This window comes from Dyadobacter pollutisoli, assembly GCF_026625565.1.
GTDB classification, from domain to species: domain Bacteria; phylum Bacteroidota; class Bacteroidia; order Cytophagales; family Spirosomataceae; genus Dyadobacter; species Dyadobacter pollutisoli.
The window spans coordinates 4,245,682-4,264,849 of sequence record NZ_CP112998.1 but is presented as its reverse complement, the minus strand read 5'-3'; the positions used below and the strand labels follow the sequence as shown (position 1 = coordinate 4,264,849).

General features: G+C 45.6%; 15 protein-coding genes. 1 reads left to right on the top strand and 14 read right to left on the bottom strand.

Annotation, left to right across the window (positions count from 1 at the left end):
* Positions 1-77: 77 nt before the first annotated feature.
* From ON006_RS17425 to ON006_RS17395, 7 genes are all read right to left on the bottom strand, one after another.
* Positions 78-560 (bottom strand): hypothetical protein, encoded by a 483-nt coding sequence (locus ON006_RS17425; protein WP_244820651.1) that lies wholly within the window; start codon positions 558-560, stop codon positions 78-80.
* A gap of 40 nt (positions 561-600) precedes the next feature.
* The gene (locus ON006_RS17420) at positions 601-2,082 is read right to left on the bottom strand and encodes a SusD/RagB family nutrient-binding outer membrane lipoprotein (protein ID WP_244820650.1); all 1,482 of its coding nucleotides are present in this window, start codon (positions 2,080-2,082) and stop codon (positions 601-603) included.
* A 39-nt stretch (positions 2,083-2,121) separates the two neighbouring features.
* On the bottom strand, positions 2,122-5,280 hold the full coding sequence (locus ON006_RS17415) for a SusC/RagA family TonB-linked outer membrane protein (protein ID WP_244820649.1): 3,159 nt from the start codon (positions 5,278-5,280) through the stop codon (positions 2,122-2,124).
* A gap of 771 nt (positions 5,281-6,051) precedes the next feature.
* Positions 6,052-6,957 carry a carbon-nitrogen hydrolase gene (locus ON006_RS17410; protein WP_244820648.1) on the bottom strand — a complete coding sequence of 302 codons (906 nt, stop codon included), beginning with the start codon at positions 6,955-6,957 and terminating at the stop codon, positions 6,052-6,054.
* Positions 6,958-7,004: 47 nt separating this feature from the next.
* On the bottom strand, positions 7,005-7,991 hold the full coding sequence (locus ON006_RS17405) for a glycosyltransferase family 9 protein (RefSeq protein WP_244820647.1): 987 nt from the start codon (positions 7,989-7,991) through the stop codon (positions 7,005-7,007).
* The gene (locus ON006_RS17400; RefSeq protein WP_244820646.1) at positions 7,984-8,898 is read right to left on the bottom strand and encodes a lysophospholipid acyltransferase family protein; all 915 of its coding nucleotides are present in this window, start codon (positions 8,896-8,898) and stop codon (positions 7,984-7,986) included. The genes ON006_RS17405 and ON006_RS17400 overlap by 8 nt, the downstream gene beginning before the upstream one ends.
* 63 nt (positions 8,899-8,961) lie before the next feature.
* A complete protein-coding gene (locus ON006_RS17395) occupies positions 8,962-9,861 on the bottom strand; it encodes a lysophospholipid acyltransferase family protein (protein ID WP_244820645.1) in 900 nt (299 codons plus the stop codon).
* Between the two features lie 106 nt (positions 9,862-9,967).
* On the opposite strand from ON006_RS17395, the gene ON006_RS17390 reads away from it, so the two are divergent.
* Entirely contained in the window at positions 9,968-10,309 is a 342-nt protein-coding gene (locus ON006_RS17390; RefSeq protein ID WP_244820644.1) for a hypothetical protein, read from the top strand.
* Here ON006_RS17390 and cobA read toward each other — a convergent pair.
* From cobA to ON006_RS17355, 7 genes are all read right to left on the bottom strand, one after another.
* Positions 10,306-11,079, bottom strand: a complete 774-nt coding sequence (gene cobA / locus ON006_RS17385) for a uroporphyrinogen-III C-methyltransferase (protein WP_244820643.1) — start codon at positions 11,077-11,079, stop codon at positions 10,306-10,308. The genes ON006_RS17390 and cobA overlap by 4 nt on opposite strands.
* A 78-nt stretch (positions 11,080-11,157) precedes the next feature.
* Complete coding sequence (locus ON006_RS17380; protein ID WP_244820642.1) at positions 11,158-13,386, bottom strand: ferredoxin-like domain-containing protein; 2,229 nt, start codon at positions 13,384-13,386, stop codon at positions 11,158-11,160.
* A 121-nt stretch (positions 13,387-13,507) separates the two neighbouring features.
* Entirely contained in the window at positions 13,508-14,752 is a 1,245-nt protein-coding gene (locus ON006_RS17375) for a sulfate adenylyltransferase subunit 1 (RefSeq protein ID WP_244820641.1), read from the bottom strand.
* Positions 14,753-14,846: 94 nt separating this feature from the next.
* Positions 14,847-15,806, bottom strand: a complete 960-nt coding sequence (cysD, locus tag ON006_RS17370) for a sulfate adenylyltransferase subunit CysD (RefSeq protein ID WP_255772896.1) — start codon at positions 15,804-15,806, stop codon at positions 14,847-14,849.
* Between the two features lie 112 nt (positions 15,807-15,918).
* Complete coding sequence (locus ON006_RS17365) at positions 15,919-16,623, bottom strand: phosphoadenylyl-sulfate reductase (RefSeq protein ID WP_244820640.1); 705 nt, start codon at positions 16,621-16,623, stop codon at positions 15,919-15,921.
* 23 nt (positions 16,624-16,646) lie between these two features.
* Complete coding sequence (locus ON006_RS17360) at positions 16,647-17,834, bottom strand: trans-sulfuration enzyme family protein (RefSeq protein ID WP_244820639.1); 1,188 nt, start codon at positions 17,832-17,834, stop codon at positions 16,647-16,649.
* 70 nt (positions 17,835-17,904) lie between these two features.
* Positions 17,905-19,080 (bottom strand): TSUP family transporter, encoded by a 1,176-nt coding sequence (locus ON006_RS17355; RefSeq protein ID WP_244820638.1) that lies wholly within the window; start codon positions 19,078-19,080, stop codon positions 17,905-17,907.
* Positions 19,081-19,168 lie beyond the last annotated feature (88 nt).

Below are 19,168 nucleotides of genomic sequence, written 5' to 3'. Positions count from 1 at the left end.
AGTATTATTGGGTAAAGTCTAGATACAATTTACAAATAAACAGGTCAACTATTGCAAATAGTCGACCTGTTTTTCAACTAGTTAGCTTGTACTTGCGAAAATCTTGTGAAAGCAATTCCCTTGTAACTGCCTGTCCATGAAATCTTGCTGATCGATCCCGCTTTTGGTGCGGCGATACCCAGTTCTGCCCAGGTTTTGTCAATCGTTACAAGTCCTTGTGCATTCGATGTTACCTCGCCAAGAACAGTACCTGTACGCAGCGTGATTTTGATCGAAATATTAGGTACCGGAATCGAATCAATGCCTTTGGTATGGTCAAGAATATTGGTCTTGTCCAGTTCCAGCAGCCTGGCCGAAAGTGTGAGCTTCGTATCGGTAGCTTTGTAAGCCACGGTTGGTTCGCTGGCGATAGGGGCACCAAAAGCGGCCCCGACGATATCCACCAAAACAGGCGCAACATTATTGTCCAAAAACGGATCTTCTTCTTTGCAGGAGGCTAGTCCCAGAGACAGGGTAAGCGCCAGGCAGAGTGCGGGAAAGTATGTTTTGATATTTTTCATAATCTCGGATTCTTAGATAAAATTGAAAGGATTGCGACCACTACTTTTCAGCCCACCACAACTTGGTTTTCATATCATTAGGGCCACCATTCAGTCCTTCTCCTGCTTTTACAGCATCAGCATTCAGCGAATACTCCGAGTTAGGATAAGGGAAACGGGTTGGGAGGATACCGCCATTCTGCAATACCGCACGTGGGTCCGGAGCAGGGAATACAGGTAACCCCGTTCTGCGCCATTCGATCCAGGCTTCAACACCCTGAGCGAAAAGTGAGACCCATTTTTGTTCCAATACTTTTTCACGGGTTACCGCGCCAAGTTTCGTCAGGAACGAAGCCGAAGGCGTTAAGCCGTATTGTGCAAAAGATGCTGCGACGCCAGTTTCAAAGTAGGTTTTGGCAGTTCCGACTGTGATGTCACCGTCCAATGCGGCCTCTGCGAGAATGAAGTTCAATTCTGCGAAAGTCATGATCACTTCCGGAGCATCCGGCTTGGTGAATGCATTTCCAATAGTTGCGCTGGTAGCCAGATAGGAAGTTGCAATGGCGTCAGGAAGCCCGTTCGCGTGTCCTTCGTATTTGCCGTCCTTATTCGCATTGGCGAAAACCGTGATGCGGCTGTCGTCCAGTGCATTCATTTTGTCGGCCAGCGTTTTGCTGATATTCCAGTCAGTCCGTCCGTCCTGCTTCATCACCTGGTTCCATTCGTTATTGCTTGGAAGTACGGTGGTACAATTCAGTTGTGCATTGTCTGCATTGCTGGTGAAAATCGGGAACTTAGTAGCATCGGCGAGTATCTCAGCCATAATCGCTTTTGATTCGGCAGATTTCTTAGCAGCCTGACGATTCGCAAGACGCAGGCGCAGTGAGTTCGCAAATTTTTTCCATTTCAAAATGTCACCTGAGTAAAGAATGTCTCCTGCGATGGACGGGCCGCCTACGACCAGTTTTTCGTTGGCCATTTTAAGGTCGTTCAGCATACCTGCGTATACCACATCCATTGGATCATACTTTGGCGTGTAAATAGGCGCATCAGCGGTTCCTTTGATGGCCTCCGTGTAAGGAATCGCGCCATACATATCAGTAAGCAGTGAGAACACCCAGGTACGCATCACCAATGCTACACCTTCGTAGTTGCTGTTAGGAGTTGCAGAGCCTTCGCCGGTTTGCAGGATAATGCGCTGAAAATTGAGCTGCGAATCGTTGTAGAAGCCTTTCCAGTTGTTGGCTACCAGTGCAGGGGAAACTGTGTAGTCGTCACCTTCATTGGAATAAATATTCCGGGTCAGGTGCTGTACATACAGTTCAGCGGCATCAATGTTGATACGCTCGAAACGGGTCCGGTGTCCCCAGTAGCGGTCGATCGCCGTTTCTATTCCTGTTGGAAGAAGGTATTGCGGTCCGATAGCCGTCGGGCTGTTTGGACTCGTATTCATTTCATCAAAATCTTTGGTACAGCTGGTTGCAGTCAGAATCCCCGCCAAAGCTGTCATCCAAACGGTTTTATGATTAAATATCTTTTTCATTTCGAAGTTCTTTAAGGTCCGTTAATTAGGTTAGCTGGATCAGAATGACAACGAGAGGTTCATACCTACGCTGCGTGAACTTGGAAGTTCTCCGTAACCGAATCCTTGTGAGTTTCCTCCTTTTGCATCAATTTCAGGATCGATATGCGGTGTGTTTTTGAAGATCATCCACACGTTACGTCCTACAACTGAAAGTTTAGCGGACTGAATTTTGATTCTTTTCAGGAATGAAGGAGCGAAGCTGTAACCCAGTGACAATTCACGAAGCTTCACGTAGCTCGCATCGAAAATCGCAGACTCGTGGTAGTTACGTGGATTGCTGTAACCGTACAGCTGGTTGGCAGTAACGATAATGTCATTGGGAACAAAAGATTTGGTTCCGTCAGCAGCTGTCATTTCACGAACACCTTTTCCGATTACACCTTCTTCGCGGCCCAATGCAGTTTCTGCATATTGGCCTGTCCAGCGGGCAGTACCAGTTCCTTCGTCGTAAATGTCCCCGCCGATGCGAACGTCAACCAGTGCGCTCAATGAGAATCCTTTGAAGTTCAATGTGTTTAGCATGCCGCCGATAAAGTCTGGCTGAACATTGCCCAATTTTTGGTTAGAAACCGTCACAGGCAACCCATTTGCACCGTAAACAACCTGTCCGTCAGGTGATTTTTGGAAGCCTACGCCGTAAAATGTTCCGTATGCTTCTCCAACACGTGCTTCGGAAGACATACCTCTTTGCGTAGCCAGCGTGTAGGTGGTCAGGCCTTCTGCCAGTTCAACTACCTTGTTGCGGTTACGGGCATAGTTCAAAGACACATCCCAGCTGAACCCATTGGATAGCTTTATTGGCGTACCCGAGATCGTAACCTCAATCCCCTTGTTAGTGATTTTACCGGCATTCAGGATACGTGTATTGTAGCCGCTCGCTTTGGAGATCTCCACGCCCAGGATCTGATCTTTTGTAGTTTGGTCGTAGTAGGTAACATCCAAACCGATTTTACCTTTTAAGAAACGAACATCAGCACCTACTTCAAGACCGGTTGTGATCTCAGGTTTCAGGTTAGAGTTTGCGATCTGAATGTTTTCGGCAAATTTGGGAACCGATCCGTTCCATGATCCGCTGGACACGAATGTCTGTGCAAGCTGATAAGGAAGCGCATCATTACCTACCTGTGCATAGCTGGCGCGAATTTTACCGAACGAAAGAACATTGCTTTTCAGATCCAGCAATTCAGTCACCACCGCACTTACAGAAGCAGAAGGGTAGAAATAAGATCTTGCATTGGACGGCAATGTGCTCGACCAGTCGTTTCTGGCGGTCAGGTCAAGGAACAATGCGTTTCTCCATGAGAAGTTGGCGGTTCCGAACAAGCTCTGCGTTTCCGATTTCTGGATCAAACTTTCGATGGTATTGGCGCTAGGGACGGAGTTTCCTGCATTGTAAAGACCGTCCACAACAAGCTCACCAACAGCAAAGTAATTTCTCTTGTAATAGTTCTTACGCTGGATACCACCCACCTGAATGTTGAGACCGAAGTCGCTGGTGATGTTCTTATTGTAGGTCAGCATGAAGTCTGAGTTCGTTTCCTGGCTGCGCAAGACCTCTTCGTTAAAGCGTCCTGGGGTACGTGTACCGTTACGGACACGAAGGAAGTTAGTTACATTGATACGGGTATCGCTCCAATAGTCAGTTCCGCTACGCAGCATCAGGGTTAATGATGGAAGGATTTTGTAGTTCAGAGCAATGTTTCCAAGCAGGCGGTCTTTTTCGTTACCAGACGGCAATCTTTTTTGCGAGAAATACGGGTTGGTGAAGAAAGTGTGCTGCCAGTTTGGTGGATCTGTATCGCCCACTTTTTGATTGTGCACGTCCATGTAGCTTTCATAATCACGTAATTGATCCCATGAAACATGGCGGTGTGACCAGATAAATTCCTGTCCGCCTGAGTAGCTGCGGTTGTCAGAGCCTGACTTGATATATTCACCCGATAAGGTTACGCTGATATTTTTGGTAAGGTTGTATCCCGAGTTAATGCGGAAGTTGTTACGGTGGAAATCATTGTAGTACATGATTCCTTTCTGGTCCACACGGCTTAGCCCCAAACGGAAATAGCCTTTGTCGTTACCACCTGAAAGCGCAACGCTATTGGTGATTGTACGGCCGGTATTCCAGTATTCGTCCCAGTTGTTAGGCTGAGGAGTCAGTGGTGCAACATCGTCACCAGTCCACCACTGTCTCACCAGACGCCCGTCCATTGGAGCTCCCCAGCTTTCATCTGTTCCTGCTGATCCGGCAAGCGGATATCTTGCATCGTAAACCGCCCTGTATTGTGCGATCTGCGCAGCGTCGGTAATGGATGAACTCCATCCGTCATTATACCAGGTCCTGTAACCGTTTCCACCACCATATGTGTTTTGGAAATTCGGCTTGATCCAGGGACGTTCGAATGTAATATTAGAGTTGATTTCAACGCCAAGTCCTTTTGTGCCCTGACCGTTTTTAGTGGTGATCAGGATAACACCATTGGCAGCACGCGATCCGTAAAGCGCTGCTGCGTTAGGTCCTTTCAGAACAGACATTTCTTTAATGTTGTCAGGGTTGACCTCCGAAATTCCTCCTCCGAGTGTTTTGCTGGCAGTTTGTTCCATAGGTACACCGTCAATAACGATCAATGGCTGGTTGTTTCCCGAAACAGAAGATGAGCCCCTGATCTGGATGGTGGAGCCACTACCCGGGCCACCGTTAGCCTGTACTCTCACACCTGCGATTTTACCAGACAATGCATTGGCTACGTTGGTAGAACGTGATTCCGTTAATGCGCTTCCTTTTACTTCCTGAACTGTATATCCTAATGCTTTTTTCTCCCGCTCAATACCGAAAGCGGTCACTACCACTTCCGCAAGTTGTCGCGTATCAGCATCTAATTTGATGTCAAACTGAGTTTGGTTGCCAATGGCTACCTCTTTGATCAAAAATCCAACGTATGAAATAACCAGAACGCCATCGCCTGGCACTGAAAAACTAAATTTTCCGTCCGCGTCTGCATTCGTACCTACATTGGTACCCTTATAAATAACAGAAGCTCCAGCTAATCCAATGCCATCTTCGGCAGCCAATATCTTGCCGCTTAGCTGACGCACTTGCGCGAAAGCGAGCGGAGAACATAGGCAGACCCATAATAATAAGAGTAGAATTTTACGCATGGGGAATTAGGGTTAAATTGTTGTTAGGTGTATATGAGAAGAAAAAGTTATGGCTGTGTGGTGTCCACGTTGCCGTGCGCCGCACACACTTTCGCGTGGACATAACAACACAGCCATAAGCTTGCAAAACTGCTTTTCCGGAAAGCAATACCCTCTTTAATCGAGGACAAACAGTGATCGAAGTTTCAGTCTGGACAAAAACACCAAACATCGACAAAAATGTTTGTCCACGGTTTCGAGAAACTTGTATTAAAAAAATTATATTGTATTGAGGCGGAACTTGCCGAAAGATCGTAAGACGAGCTCTCAGGTTTTTGGAATGTTCCTCCCAATACAGTCAGATATATTCATGTGCGGCTGGAATATATCATCGGATTAGAAGTTCGGTCATTCGTTTAATGACATTTCAAATATACTGACAATGTCAAAAAATGCAAGAGAATAAATCTAAAAATTGAAGTTTTTTGCAATAATAATTGGTCATTTGGAATTATTATAAAACGTTTTGGTAATAATTTTATAATTAGTTTCAAATTTCCTGTTTCTGCAAAATCTCTATGGGGTGTATAGACTTGTTTTTCGAAGTATTGCAATTAATTGTCTAAAATTGAGATATTTATATACTTAAAAAATCAATTTTAAATAAAATATAGGTTACATATGATGATTTTTAAACCTAATTTCGGTCAATTGTCAAAAAACAAAAAAGGACACCGCTGAGCGAGTCCTTTTTTGTTGAAAAATAAGAATATTTATATTTTGTTTGAAACGCTAGTCAATGTATCGCTTCAAGATCGGCTTGTAAGAGTCAATTCTCCGGTCTCTCAGGAAAGGCCAGGTAGTCCTGTAAAAATCTAACTTTTGCAGGTCAAGTTCCTCTACATGCGTCACTTCCTCATCGTGCGGAGCCAGGTAAAGTAGCCTTCCCTGCGGATTAGCGATAAAAGAACCGCCCCAGAACTGTTGCTCGGCCTCACGTCCCACACGGTTAACGGATACTACATACACGCCATTCGCAACCGCATGGCCGCGCTGAATAGTTTGCCAGGCACCATACTGCTCCTCATTGATCAATGGGTCCTGCTCATTCGTATCCCAACCGATGGCGGTCGGGTAAAACAATATTTCTGCACCCATCAAACTGGTAATTCTAGCAGCCTCCGGGTACCATTGGTCCCAGCATATCAGCACGCCGATTTTGGCAAATTTTGTTTCAAATATCCGGTAGCCTGTCGTATCACCTTGCTCCTGGTAGTCACCCACGGGCGCATCACCCGGCGTGAAGTAGAATTTTTCGTAGTAACCGGGATCATCCGGGATGTGCATTTTGCGGTATTTGCCAAGGTAAGTACCGTCTGCGTCGAGGACGGCGGTTGTATTGTGATAAAGGCCGTGTGCCCTTTTCTCAAAAAGTGAGGCAATGATCACCACGCCCAGCTCTTTGGCCAGTGCGCCCAGTGAATCAGTGGTAGGCCCGGGAATGACCTCGGCGAGAGCAAAATTGCCATGGTCCTCAACATCACAAAAATATAGCGACTTGAAAAGCTCCTGAAGACAGATCACATTTGCGCCTTTCTGCGCAGCTTCACGGATTTTAACAACGGCTTTTTGAAAATTAGCATCAACATCATCGGTACAGCTCATTTGTACCAGACCTATGTTTACCTTTTTTGTCATTGATCAGAGATTGTGGATTAACCTTTTATATAGTAGGAGAAGCAACACTAATTTTCCAGTGGTAGTTCTTTAATGAGAAAGTCAAACGAGATGTCATTCATACATTTGAAATGCTTTTTGGGACATTCCTTGTACCCGATTTTGGAGCACGGGCGGCATTCCAGGTTTTTGTTTTCGAGAATTTCAAATGCAGTTTTGTAGGGATACATTCCAAAAGCGGGTACCGTGTTGCCCCAGATGGAGTAAACTTTCTTCTTGAATGCGGCCGCAACGTGCATCAGGCCGGTATCGTGCGAAAAGACAATCAATGACTTCTGGATCAGCGACGCGGACTGATTGAAACTGTATTGTCCGCAGGAATTCAGTACCAATGTACCGCCCAATGCTGTCCGAACTTCTTCTCCGGCATCGAAGTCTTCTTTTCCACCCAGGAGAATAATCGGGTAATTGATTTTCCTGCAGAGTTCGATCATTCTTGGCACAGGGAGCTTCTTGGTACCATGCTGCCCACCGATCGCATAGGCCACATAGCCGTTTTGATGAGTCTGAGGCAGCCAGGTGAGCTCTACATTGTCTTTGTATGGAATGAAATAGTCGAGGCCCTTGTCATCATTGGTGATCCCAAGCGATTTCAGCGTGTCCATGCAGCGATCTGCAATGTGTACGTCGGGCAGGTAATTGACCTTAAACTGCGTCAGGAGAAACTTCTGCATATTCAGCTTTTCAAAACTGAATGATGGTACGCCGAGCGTCAGTTTGATCCGTAGCGTGCGGATATTCCTGTGCAGGTCAATGATGTAATCGAATTTTTCTTTTTTGAGAATGGAAAGCAACTCGGCCGTATTCTTCTCTAGCAGCCATACCTTATCTATATATGGATTGTCTTTCAGAAGAAACTCGAACTTGCTTTTGGTAAAATAGTGAATTTCAGCTTCCGGCATTTGTTGTTTCAGGCACCTGACCACCGGCGTCGTCAGCACGATGTCGCCAATGGAAGAAAAACGCAGGATTAAGAATTTGACTGGTTTATTCACTTTTTATTTCTTCACGTTTCTGATAAGGCAGGAGGTGCTGCGGCCGGGTATGCTTCCAGCGACGGTGGCTCCACAGCCAGTTATCAGGTTGCCGTTTAATGTCTTCTTCCAGGTATTCGATCTGGCTTTGCAGAATACGATTAGCGGGTTCTTGTTTTGGATTCTCAGTTATCAGTTTAAAATAGGCCTTATAAAAACCTCTTTTAAGTTCATCTCTTAGTATGCCCATATATAAAACGGGCGCATTCAGTCTTTTTGCGATCAGCTCACCACCTCTGAAAATTCCGGTATCCTGATTCAGGAACCGGGTCCAGTATGCTTTTTCCGGGACTGGCGACTGGTCGTTTATCAATACGAACAGAAACGGTTTCTCGCTTGGTGCCAGTGCGCGGCTCATCGCTTCATTCATTGGTACCATTTCAGTACCGAACCTCGTCCGCACTTTTTTGAACCAGTCTTCGAAGATATCATTGGCGAGTTCGTGATATACGACCACAATTTGGTAGGATAATTTGGCAGAAGCAAACAAGTTAAGCATTTCCCAGTTTCCCAAATGCCCGGCGAGTACCACCACACTCTGCTGTTTTCTGCAATAGTAGTCCAGAATCGGCATTTCCAAGTCAAATCTGTTCAACAGGTCAGCCTTGGAAATTGATCTTAATTTAATGGTCTCGAAAACGATGTCCGTGAAATTCCGGTAGTAATCACGGGCTATCGATTCAATGGTATTGGAGTTGTAAGTGGGGAAACTGTTGCGAAGATTGGAAAGGATCACATTTCTCCGGTAATGTCCCAGATCAAATATAAGGAAGCGAAACAGGTCTGAAAGCTTATACAGTTTTTTCCACGAAAGCCTCGAAATTGCTGTTAGGATAACCAGGAGAAGTCGGGTCGGAAGAGTCTTCATCGAGTAAATTTCTTTGCAAAAAGAAACCAAGTATGCAAAGGAAATAGTTCCTGAAGACTACATCTATATCAATGTCTGTTCCGGTTTAAGGCATTCAGGCCTTTTATGTTTCCAGCGGCGATGGCTCCACAGCCAATTGTGCGGCTGCATATTAATGTTCTGTTCGAGTATACGGATCTGCTTTTCCAGTATTTCGTTATTCCGGATCTCCTTGGGTGTATTGGTGATGGTGGAGATCTCGACATGGTAAAATCCGCGTTTATCCGCTACCTTGGCAAAATCAGCATATAACACTGTAAGGTTATATCGCCGGGCGATGGTTTCCACTCCACGGAAAACGCCTGTATCCTGGTGTAAAAAGTGCGTCCAGAACGCCGTTTTCGGGTTCGGTGACTGATCGTTGGCCAGTACGACCACATACGGTTTTTCGCGCGTTTTTTGAAGTTCTTTGAAAATGCCGTCCATGGGCACAAGTTTAGCCCCGAAACGTGTTCTCAAATCCATAAACCATTGGTCAGAAGCCAGATTTTGAAGCGGCCTGTATACTACGATGCATTCGTGTGTAAAACAAAGGGAGGAGAATAAATTGGCTAGTTCCCAGTTCCCACGGTGCCCCATTAAATAGATGATGTTGGTATTACTGTCATAAAAGTCATCCATGACGCTAATGTCGCCCTGCAACCGCTCGCGGACGCATTCAGGACTGGCCGTCCGAAATTTAATGGTCTCGACGATCAAGTCGGTAAAATGGAGGTGAAAGGCTTTGGCAATGCAATGCAGCTCCGCATCACTTTTTTCGGGAAAGCTGTTTTTTAGGTTTTGCCATATCACTTTTTTGCGGTATCCAAACACACTGAAAAGCGTCCAGCAAAGGAAATCGGAAAGTCTAAAGGCATTCTTCCAGGAGAGGCGGGAAATTTGATTCAATCCTGAGAACAGGATTTGCACAATACTATGTTTCATTTATAAAAATTTAACAAAAATACACATATATTATGTGTTTGTAAAATGTTAGCATTTCATTTTGATTTTTGTTAGATTCACTGTTTCAAAACATTGACGTAAGAACGTGTTGGAAGGATTATTTGACATCAAGAACGACCGCCGCCTGAGCATGTACCTGTACCGGGTGGGATTTGGAATGTGGCTCATGTATCTGGTACTTGGCGCTCCCGCTTTGCATCCGTACCTGCATTACCGCCAGGATTGTGGATTGTTATCTTTCGTATTAATGATCTTTGGATTTACTGCTTCGATGGTTTACGACTATTTCCATCACCACGATCAATACGAAATGAAGAAGAAATGGTTATTTATCAGCTACGTAGTGTTAGCTGGAATTATCTATTTTTTGGAGTTCAAAGGCAAGGGAAATATCATTGACCTGCACTGGATCCTAGGCCTGCTCTAATCTGCAAATCCATTCACGCCGGTTTGCTTCTGCATCATTTCCTGCACTTTTTCATAAGAAAGATCGGGTAGGGCTGCCACTTTGCCAATCACAATGATTGCAGGTGAAGCCATTTCACTTACTTTCGAGAGCGGTACAATGTTGCTGATCTTGCCGGTTACCAGTTTCTGGTTTTCCAGCGTGCCATTTTGGATAATCGTGATAGGCTCATCCATTTTATTCAACCCGGAATACATCGCAACGATCTCTTCCAGTTTGTGCAGCCCCATTAAAATCACGACTGTAGCGGAAGACTGCGCTGCCAGATATAGGTCTTTGGATAACTGATGTTCTTTGGTAGTGCCTGTAATGACCCAGAAACTTTCGCTTACACCTCTGGATGTTAGTGGAATGCCGGCCAGGGCAGGTACCGCATAGCTGCTGGAAATGCCTGGGATCACTTCTGACTCAATGCCGTGCTCTACGGCGAACATGATTTCTTCATAGCCACGTCCGAAAATAAACGAGTCGCCGCCTTTCAGCCGTACCACCTCGCCGTATTGACGTGCTTTTTCAACGATGAGTTCGTTGATATCATCCTGTCCGCAACTGGTTTTTCCAAATCGTTTTCCGACAAGGATTTTAACGCAATCGTCCGGGCAGTAATCCAAAAGTGAGGGATGGGCAAGGGAGTCGTAGAGCACGACCTTCGCTTTTTTCAAAGCTTTGATCCCTTTCAAAGTGATCAGGTCCGGATCACCCGGACCTGCACCAATTAGTGTCAGTTTCATATCTTAGAGACTTCGGCTTTCGGCTTTCGGCCCTCGGCATTAAGCTCGATTGCCGACGGCCGAAAGCCGACTGCCATATTAACTATCTTTTCCAAATGACAATTCCTGCAAAACGGGCTCGCCGGTTTCCATTAATTGTGCTTCACGGGTGTTGCGGACAAAATCCAGGAACTGCTCGGCAGTGCTCAAAAAGTATGTCGCGAATGCTTCCGTTGGTTCAAATTTATTGATACTGAAAGCAAGAGAACGGAATGGTGTTTCTGCTTTGTCAGCCAGTGTAAATTCCGAAGGCGTTTCATATTTGAACTCCTGACCGAAATGTGTTTCAAAGTCATTGATAATGCCGTACTGTGTGTTAGTAGTCATATCTTTGGTCATCAACAAACCTTTTGCACCTGTGATCAGTACATTATAAGCATGATATATAGCATCAGCCCAAATGCCTGATTCGTAGTTTTCTTTGGCAAGGTTCAGTTTTTCCTGTCCTTCCGTAATGGTTGTAGCAACCAAATCCACCAGCACACTCGCACATTCTCCTACCCCGATCTCGGTTTTAAATAATTCATCATGGTCCCAGTCGCGGTAATCGTCATCCTGTAATGTGGACAGATCGGCGATCGGTTTCAGCAATTGGAAGAAGTAGTTTTTCGTTTGGCGCTGATAGTATTGATTGTAGTACTCACCATCGTATGCATTCGTTTCAAAATCATTGAAAAGCGTACGCAACACTTCCGGTCCGCGTTTGGTAGGGACTTTGATCACCTTATCGCCGATCAAACCGATGCCATCACCTGAAAAACCACCTCCGAGCAATACTTGCAAAGCAGGAAGTACCAGCTTGCCGTTTTTGATAGAGCTCCCGTGGAAACCAATGTTGGACGCATTATGCTGGCCGCAGCCATTCATACATCCGCTGATCTTGATTTTGATATCCTGGTTGTAGATCATTTCCGGAAACTCGTCTCTCATCACATCTTCCAGTACACGGGTAATTCCGTAGCTGCTTGAAATCGCGAGGTTACAGGTATCAGTTCCGGGGCAGGTAGTAATGTCCATAGTACTGTCAAAACCCGGGGCAACAAGTCCCAATTTTGCCAGTTCGTGATAGATCGCTACCAGATCTTCGCCTTTTACAAAACGGAGAATGTATCCCTGATTCACTGTTACACGAATATCGTCAGCTGCATATTGACGTACAATGTCAGCCAGTGAACGGGCAGTATCCGAGCTCATATCGCCCAGCAATACCCTCAGCTGAACTGCGTACCAGCCTTTTTGTTTTTGTTCAAATGTATTGGTACGAAGCCATTTTGTAAAAGTGTCCAGTTGGGAAGCATCAATACTTTCGGCTGCGATCTTCAAAATCTCTGCTTCGCTCAATGAAGGACGAGGCGCATGATTGATGGATTCGATTTCGTTCGTGCCAAACAAATCCTCAGGAATAGTGAAGACTTTGTTTTTAACAGCGGTACGTTCTTCCTCCACTTTGGCCATCATTCCTTCGAGGCCCATGTCGTTCAAAAGGAACTTCATACGTGCCTTGTGACGACGTACGCGCTCCCCGTAACGGTCAAAAACACGAAGTAACGCTTCAATGAACGGGATAACGTCTTTTTCTTCCAGGAATTCAAATGCTGTCTGGGCTGAAAAAGGCTGTGCGCCCAGTCCTCCGCCTATCAGCACTTTGAAACCTTTTACTGATTCCCCAACCTCATTCACGCCCATTTTGGCGATCAGACCGACGTCGTGGATAAATGCCAACGCAGAGTCTTTTTCGGAAGAAGAAACCGCTATTTTAAATTTCCGCCCCATATCCTGGTTAATAGGATTGCGAAGGAAATAAGTAAATATCGAATGGGTAATTGGCGTTACATCAAAGGGTTCGTCAGGGTCAATACCCGCTACCGACGATGCCGTAACATTCCGGATAGTATTTCCGCAAGCTTCTTTCAATGTAATGCCCGCATCTTCCAGGTCAGCCCACAATTGAGGCGAATCCGAAAGCTTTACAAAATGCAGCTGGATATCCTGGCGCGTTGTTGCATGCAGGTTACCGGTTGCAAATTTGTCGGATGTATCGGCAATGCGCACGAGCTGGTCGGCAGTGATGCGTCCGTAGGGGAGTTTGATACGGATCATTTGCACGCCTGGCTGGCGCTGACCGTATACGCCACGTGTCAGACGAAACTTACGGAAGGCTTCTTCCGGTGTTTCCCCCGAGTTAAAGGCATTGATTTTGTTGTTTAAATCAATGATATCACGCTTTGCAACGGCGGATACTTTGTCAGAAATGATAATTTCGCTCATGATGGTATTTCTTGTAATCTAATCGTCTATCGGAATAGTATATTATTTTGTCCCACTTCGGCTCCGCTCAGTGTGACAGCAATGACATTGTCACACTGAGCGGAGCCGAAGTGGGACAATGTCACTCAATCATACAAGCCCCAACGGTAACATTTGATGTTTCGTCGATCAGAATGGCGGCGCCGTTTGCGCGGTTTTTCTGATAGGGATCGTAGGCAATAGGCTGGGCAGTTCTCAAAACGATTCTTGCGACATCGTTCAGTTTCAGGCTTTCAACCTCGTCCAGTTTTTCGTATGAATTGATGTCAATCTGGTACTCAATGTCACGGACGGAACAGCGTGATCTTGCTGTGCCATGTTGAAGTACATATTTATTACCTGGTTTCAATGTCTTTCTGTCGTCCATCCAGCATACCAGCGCCTCTATATCCTGACTCACAACCGGAGAATTGTTCAGTGAAACAATGCTATCTCCGCGGCTGATGTCAACGTCGTCTTCCAGCAGAATTGTTACTGATTCTAAAACAGACGCCTCTTCAATTTCGTTTCCGCCAAATTCGATTTTAGCAATTTTAGACTCTGTTTCAGACGGTAGTACCTTAACAAGATCACCTTTTTTGAAGCTTCCGCTCTGAACGCGACCCGCATAACCACGGTAGTCGTGCAGCTCATCAGTTTGCGGACGGATCACATATTGTACAGAAAAACGGCCGTCTTCCTGATTCTGGTCTTTCAGTACATTCACATTTTCCAGAACAGAAAGCAATGTTTCGCCGGTATACCAGCTCATGCTTGCAGATCTGTCCACAATGTTATCACCGTTCAAAGCACTTACCGGAATAATAGTCAGATCTTTGATATTAAGCTTTTTAGCCAACTCCTCGTACGATTTTGCGATCTCCAGGAATGCATCTTCTGAATTGCCAACAAGATCCATTTTATTGATAGCAACAATAACATGGGGAATGCCCAGCATCGAAGCGATCAATGAATGCCTGCGGGTTTGTTCCACCACACCGTGACGGGCATCCACGAGGATAATCGCCAGGTCCGCATTGGAAGCACCGGTAACCATGTTTCGGGTGTACTGAATGTGTCCCGGCGCATCGATACTGATAAACTTACGGTTTGGCGTCTGAAAATATTTGTAGGCAACATCAATGGTAATGCCCTGCTCGCGTTCCGAACGAAGACCGTCGGTCAGCAATGCAAGATCAATTTCACCTGTATTGCGGGTTTTGCTGGCGCGCTCAATGGCTTCCATCTGATCCGCCAGAATATTTTTTGTATCGTAAAGCAAGCGTCCGATCAACGTACTTTTTCCGTCATCTACGGAACCTGCTGTAATAAATCTTAATAAATCCACCTTGTTAAGTTTAAAGTCTATGAGTTTAAAGTCTATGAGTACAGTTTATGAGTAAATACTTTGAACTCATAAACTCCTGAACTTCTAAACTCTATCAAAAATATCCCCCCTTTTTCCTGTCTTCCATTGCCGCTTCTGTTTGCTGGTCGTCGATACGGGTTTCGCCGCGTTCGCTGATCCTCGAAACAGTGATCTCAGCAATAACTTCGTCCAGGGTTGCTGCGCTCGATTCAACCGCTGCGGTACAGGTCATGTCACCCACAGTCCGGAAACGGACCTGACGCGTTACGATCTGGTCCTCAGGATCTTTTTCAATAACAGGGGTATTGTTCAGCAGCTTTCCATCTCTCAAGATCAACTCACGCTCATGTGCGAAGTAAATGGAAGGAAGCGTAATGCCTTCTCTTTTAAGGTAAGCCCATACGTCGAGCTCAGTCCAGTTGGAGATCGGGAATACGCGAACGTTTTCGCCTTTTTGGATCCTACCATTGAACAGGTTCCAAAGCTCAGGACGCTGACGTTTCGGGTCCCATTGACCAAATTCGTCGCGGAAGGAAAATATTCTCTCCTTAGCACGGGCTTTTTCCTCATCCCGGCGTGCACCGCCTATGCAGGCATCGAACTCAAATTCTTCGATGGTATCTAACAAAGTAAAGGTCTGCAACCAGTTACGGCTTGCATTTTTACCGGTTTGTTCTTTCAGTCCTTTTGCTTTAATCGTATCCTCCACATATCTCACAATCAGCTTCGATTCGGTTTTTTCAGCCAGCTCGTCGCGGTACTCGATCGCTTCGATAAAATTGTGTCCTGTATCGATATGGACCAAAGGAAAAGGAATTTTACCAGGGGCAAAAGCTTTTTGCGCCAGACGAACCAGCGTAATCGAGTCTTTTCCACCAGAAAACAACAAGGCAGGGCGCTCAAACTGGCCAGCCACTTCACGCATAATGTAAATGGCCTCGGCTTCCAGTTGATCCAGATAATCCGGAGTTCTGCGTTCGGTACCTAACTCACGAATATTGATATCGGAGGCCTCTTTAACTGAAATTGACATATTGAATTTAATTTTTCTTCAAAAAATTTTGCCGTCGGCTATCAGCAGTCGGCTATCAAAAATTGTAATCGTTTCTAATCAAAGCCGATAGCCGAAAGCCGACGGCCGATAGCTACTTGGCATGCAATCCACATTCCTTTTTCGATTCGTCTTCCCACCACCAACGGCCGGCCCTGAAATCCTCACCTTCCTGGATCGCACGGGTGCAGGGTGCGCAACCAATGCTTACAAAACCTTTATCGTGCAATGGATTATAAGGAATGCCATTGGACTTCACATAATGTTTTACTTCTTCAAACGACCAGTCAAGGATAGGATGGAACTTGATCAGGTCATGCGCTTCGTATACTTCCAGCCGCTCCATTCCCTGACGATTTCCGGACTGCTCTGCCCGGATACCCGTAACCCAGATTTTAGCGCCTTTCAATGCACGGTTCAGAGGTTCTACCTTACGGATGAAGCAACATTCTTTCCTGTTTTCAACCGAATCGTAGAAGCTTAGCGGGCCTTTTGTGCTTACCAGCTCTTCTGCGGCGGCTGTTTGCGGGTAGTAAACCTTTATTTTGGTGTCGTACCGGTTGTTGGTTTTTTGCAGCGTCATATAAGTTTCGCTGAAAAGCCTTCCAGTATCCAATGTGAAGATCGTAATGTTCAGATTGTTCTTTAAAATGAAATCTGTGATCACCTGGTCCTCGTAGCCAAGGCTGGTTGAAAACACGACTTCGCCCGGAAACAGGTCCGCCAGTATCGCCAGCGATTCTATCTCACTTTTGCCTTCAATGGCAGCGTTTAAAGAGGATAATGATATGTTGTTCATGGTGATTGGGTAAGCGCCTTATGTTACTCTAATATATCACTTTTCACAGACACTTCTACGGCGTTGGTGAAATCTTCGATCAGGTCTTCAATGTCTTCCAAACCAACCGAAATCCTGATCAAGCCTTCGGTAATACCCAAAGCCTGCTTTTCTTCCGGTTTCAGTTTCGCGTGGGTTGTCGTGTTCGGATTGGTAACGATTGTTCTGGTATCTCCCAGATTGGACGACAATGATGCAATTTCAAGTGCATCCATAAACGCTGCCACTCTTTCAAAACCACCTTCCAGTTCAATGGTAACAATGGCACCGCCGGCACTCATTTGCTGTTTGGCCAAATGATATTGCGGATGTGATTCCAGGAACGGATATTTTACCTGTTTTACGTCAGGATGTTTTTCCAAAGCCGTTGCTAGTTGCAATGCGTTAGAAGAATGTTTCTCCATTCTCAGGCTCAACGTTTCAAGGCTTTTGCTTAAAACCCATGCATTGAATGGAGACATAGACGGTCCAGTCTGGCGACAGAAAAATCTCAATTCTTTAATGTACTCTTTCTTACCCACTACAATTCCGCCCAATACGCGGCCCTGACCGTCCATAAATTTGGTTGCTGAATGCAAAACAAGGTCTGCGCCGTAATCCGCGGGGTTCTGCAAAGCAGGTGATGCGAAACAGTTATCTACGTTGAATATAATGTTATGCTTTTTTGAAATCCTTCCGATCATCGCCAGATCAACCAGGTCGAGACCCGGATTGGAAGGAGTTTCGAGATAGATCATTTTTGTATTGGGCTGCACCGCAGCTTCCCAATCAGCCTCGCTCGCATCCGCATCCAGGTAAGTATGGGTAATGCCCCATTTGCTCAGTATCTGCGTGATCACCTGATGTGCCGAGCCAAAAAGCGCACGACAAGCCAGGATATGGTCTCCACTTTTCAGCAAAGCAGCCATGCTGGCGAATACTGCAGCCATACCAGTCGCAGTGGCAACTCCATCTTCGCAATCTTCCAGAAGGCAAACCTTGTCTACAAATTCCTGAACACTAGGATTGGAAAAACGGCTGTAAATGTTTCCGTCTTCTGTTTCCTCAAAAAGGGCTTTTCCCTGTTCAGCGCTTTCGAATGTGAAGCTGCTGGTCAAAAACAGAGGAGTGGAATGCTCACGATACTTTGTTTTCGGTGTCTGGGTACGTATCGCTTTGGTTTGCTTTTTCATGATGTAGATACTTCGGTTGTCGGCTTTCGGCTGTCAGCCTGTTTTACTTTATTTTTAAATAGATCTTGAATTATAAGCTACTCAAAACCATATAGATAATTCTCAAACTCACAATAACGACAATGGTACCAACCATGATCATCATTGTTTTAATAGGCAATCTTCTGGAAAGGTTAGCGGCGATGGGGGCGGATACCATACCACCTAATATTAAACCTAAAACCACCTGCCAGTGCGAAAATCCGATGATGCTGATGAATGTGACCGAGCTTGCCAGCGAAACGAAAAATTCGGCCAGGTTAACCGAGCCGATCGTGTATTTGGGGTGGCGTCCTCTGGCAATCAGGGTAGAAGTAACGATGGGTCCCCATCCTCCGCCACCGATCGAATCCAGTGTTCCGCCAGCCATTGCCAGCCAGCCTATTTTGGTAATCGGCCGTTTTTCAACTCGTTTCTTTAACGCTTTCTGAATAATAAGAATTCCCAGTATCAGCGTATAAACTGCCACCAAAGGCTTAATTATATAAATATATTGTTCAAAAGAAGACAACAGATAAGCGCCGGCAATGGCACCAAGGACACCCGGGAACAAAATCTTTTTGAAAAGCTTGCTGTTAACGTTGCCGAATTTCAGGTGCATATAGCCTGAAACGCCACTGGTGAATATCTCGGAAGTATGAACGCTGGCGCTCACAGCGGATGGTGGTACGCCCAGGGTAAGCAGAAAAGTGGAGGCAGTAACCCCGTATGCCATACCCAATGCTCCGTCGATCATTTGCGCAACGAAGCCGCCCAGTACATAATAAAAGAAGTTTTCGTTCAGTTCGAGATCGTTCCAGAGAACTGTCAGACGATCGTAAGTAACAAACGTGAACAACAAATGTCCCACGATCATCAATGCGATCGCCGAGAATATATTAACCGCTATTTCTGTCCTGCTACGTTTTCGAATGGTAGCGGCCCATATTTTTTGCTGAATGGTTTCCCAGGTCAACGGAGATTTTGTATTATTCTTAGGATCTTCCGAAGCATGGGCTGAAATGGCGTCAGATCCTGCGGATGCATTGAAACGAAAATCGGATTCTTCTGGTAAATCTCTCAGAAAAACTACCTGGCCTTTCTCTCTCGCAAGAGCGGCCAAACGCCGATCTTCCTCAGGATCACCACTTGCAATGTAAGCTACATGCAGGGATTCCCAGTCGTTTGTGGCATCAGATGAGGGTGAAAAGTCCGCCGCTTCCTTCAAAGTCTATGTAGTATACTATTATTATAGAGTAAACAGTCAACAAAATAGCAAACGGTAGTTTGCTATAAGGAGCGCAAATTTAAGACCA

Excerpts from the sequence above, each read along its gene's own strand:
- ON006_RS17425 (WP_244820651.1), bottom strand. The coding sequence starts at position 560 with ATGAAAAATATCAAAACATACTTTCCCGCACTCTGCCTGGCGCTTACC.
- ON006_RS17420 (WP_244820650.1), bottom strand. The coding sequence starts at position 2,082 with ATGAAAAAGATATTTAATCATAAAACCGTTTGGATGACAGCTTTGGCG.
- ON006_RS17415 (WP_244820649.1), bottom strand. The coding sequence starts at position 5,280 with ATGCGTAAAATTCTACTCTTATTATTATGGGTCTGCCTATGTTCTCCG.
- ON006_RS17410 (WP_244820648.1), bottom strand. The coding sequence starts at position 6,957 with ATGACAAAAAAGGTAAACATAGGTCTGGTACAAATGAGCTGTACCGAT.
- ON006_RS17400 (WP_244820646.1), bottom strand. The coding sequence starts at position 8,898 with ATGAAGACTCTTCCGACCCGACTTCTCCTGGTTATCCTAACAGCAATT.
- ON006_RS17395 (WP_244820645.1), bottom strand. The coding sequence starts at position 9,861 with ATGAAACATAGTATTGTGCAAATCCTGTTCTCAGGATTGAATCAAATT.
- cobA (WP_244820643.1), bottom strand. The coding sequence starts at position 11,079 with ATGAAACTGACACTAATTGGTGCAGGTCCGGGTGATCCGGACCTGATC.
- ON006_RS17380 (WP_244820642.1), bottom strand. The coding sequence starts at position 13,386 with ATGAGCGAAATTATCATTTCTGACAAAGTATCCGCCGTTGCAAAGCGT.
- cysD (WP_255772896.1), bottom strand. The coding sequence starts at position 15,806 with ATGTCAATTTCAGTTAAAGAGGCCTCCGATATCAATATTCGTGAGTTA.
- ON006_RS17365 (WP_244820640.1), bottom strand. The coding sequence starts at position 16,623 with ATGAACAACATATCATTATCCTCTTTAAACGCTGCCATTGAAGGCAAA.
- ON006_RS17360 (WP_244820639.1), bottom strand. The coding sequence starts at position 17,834 with ATGAAAAAGCAAACCAAAGCGATACGTACCCAGACACCGAAAACAAAG.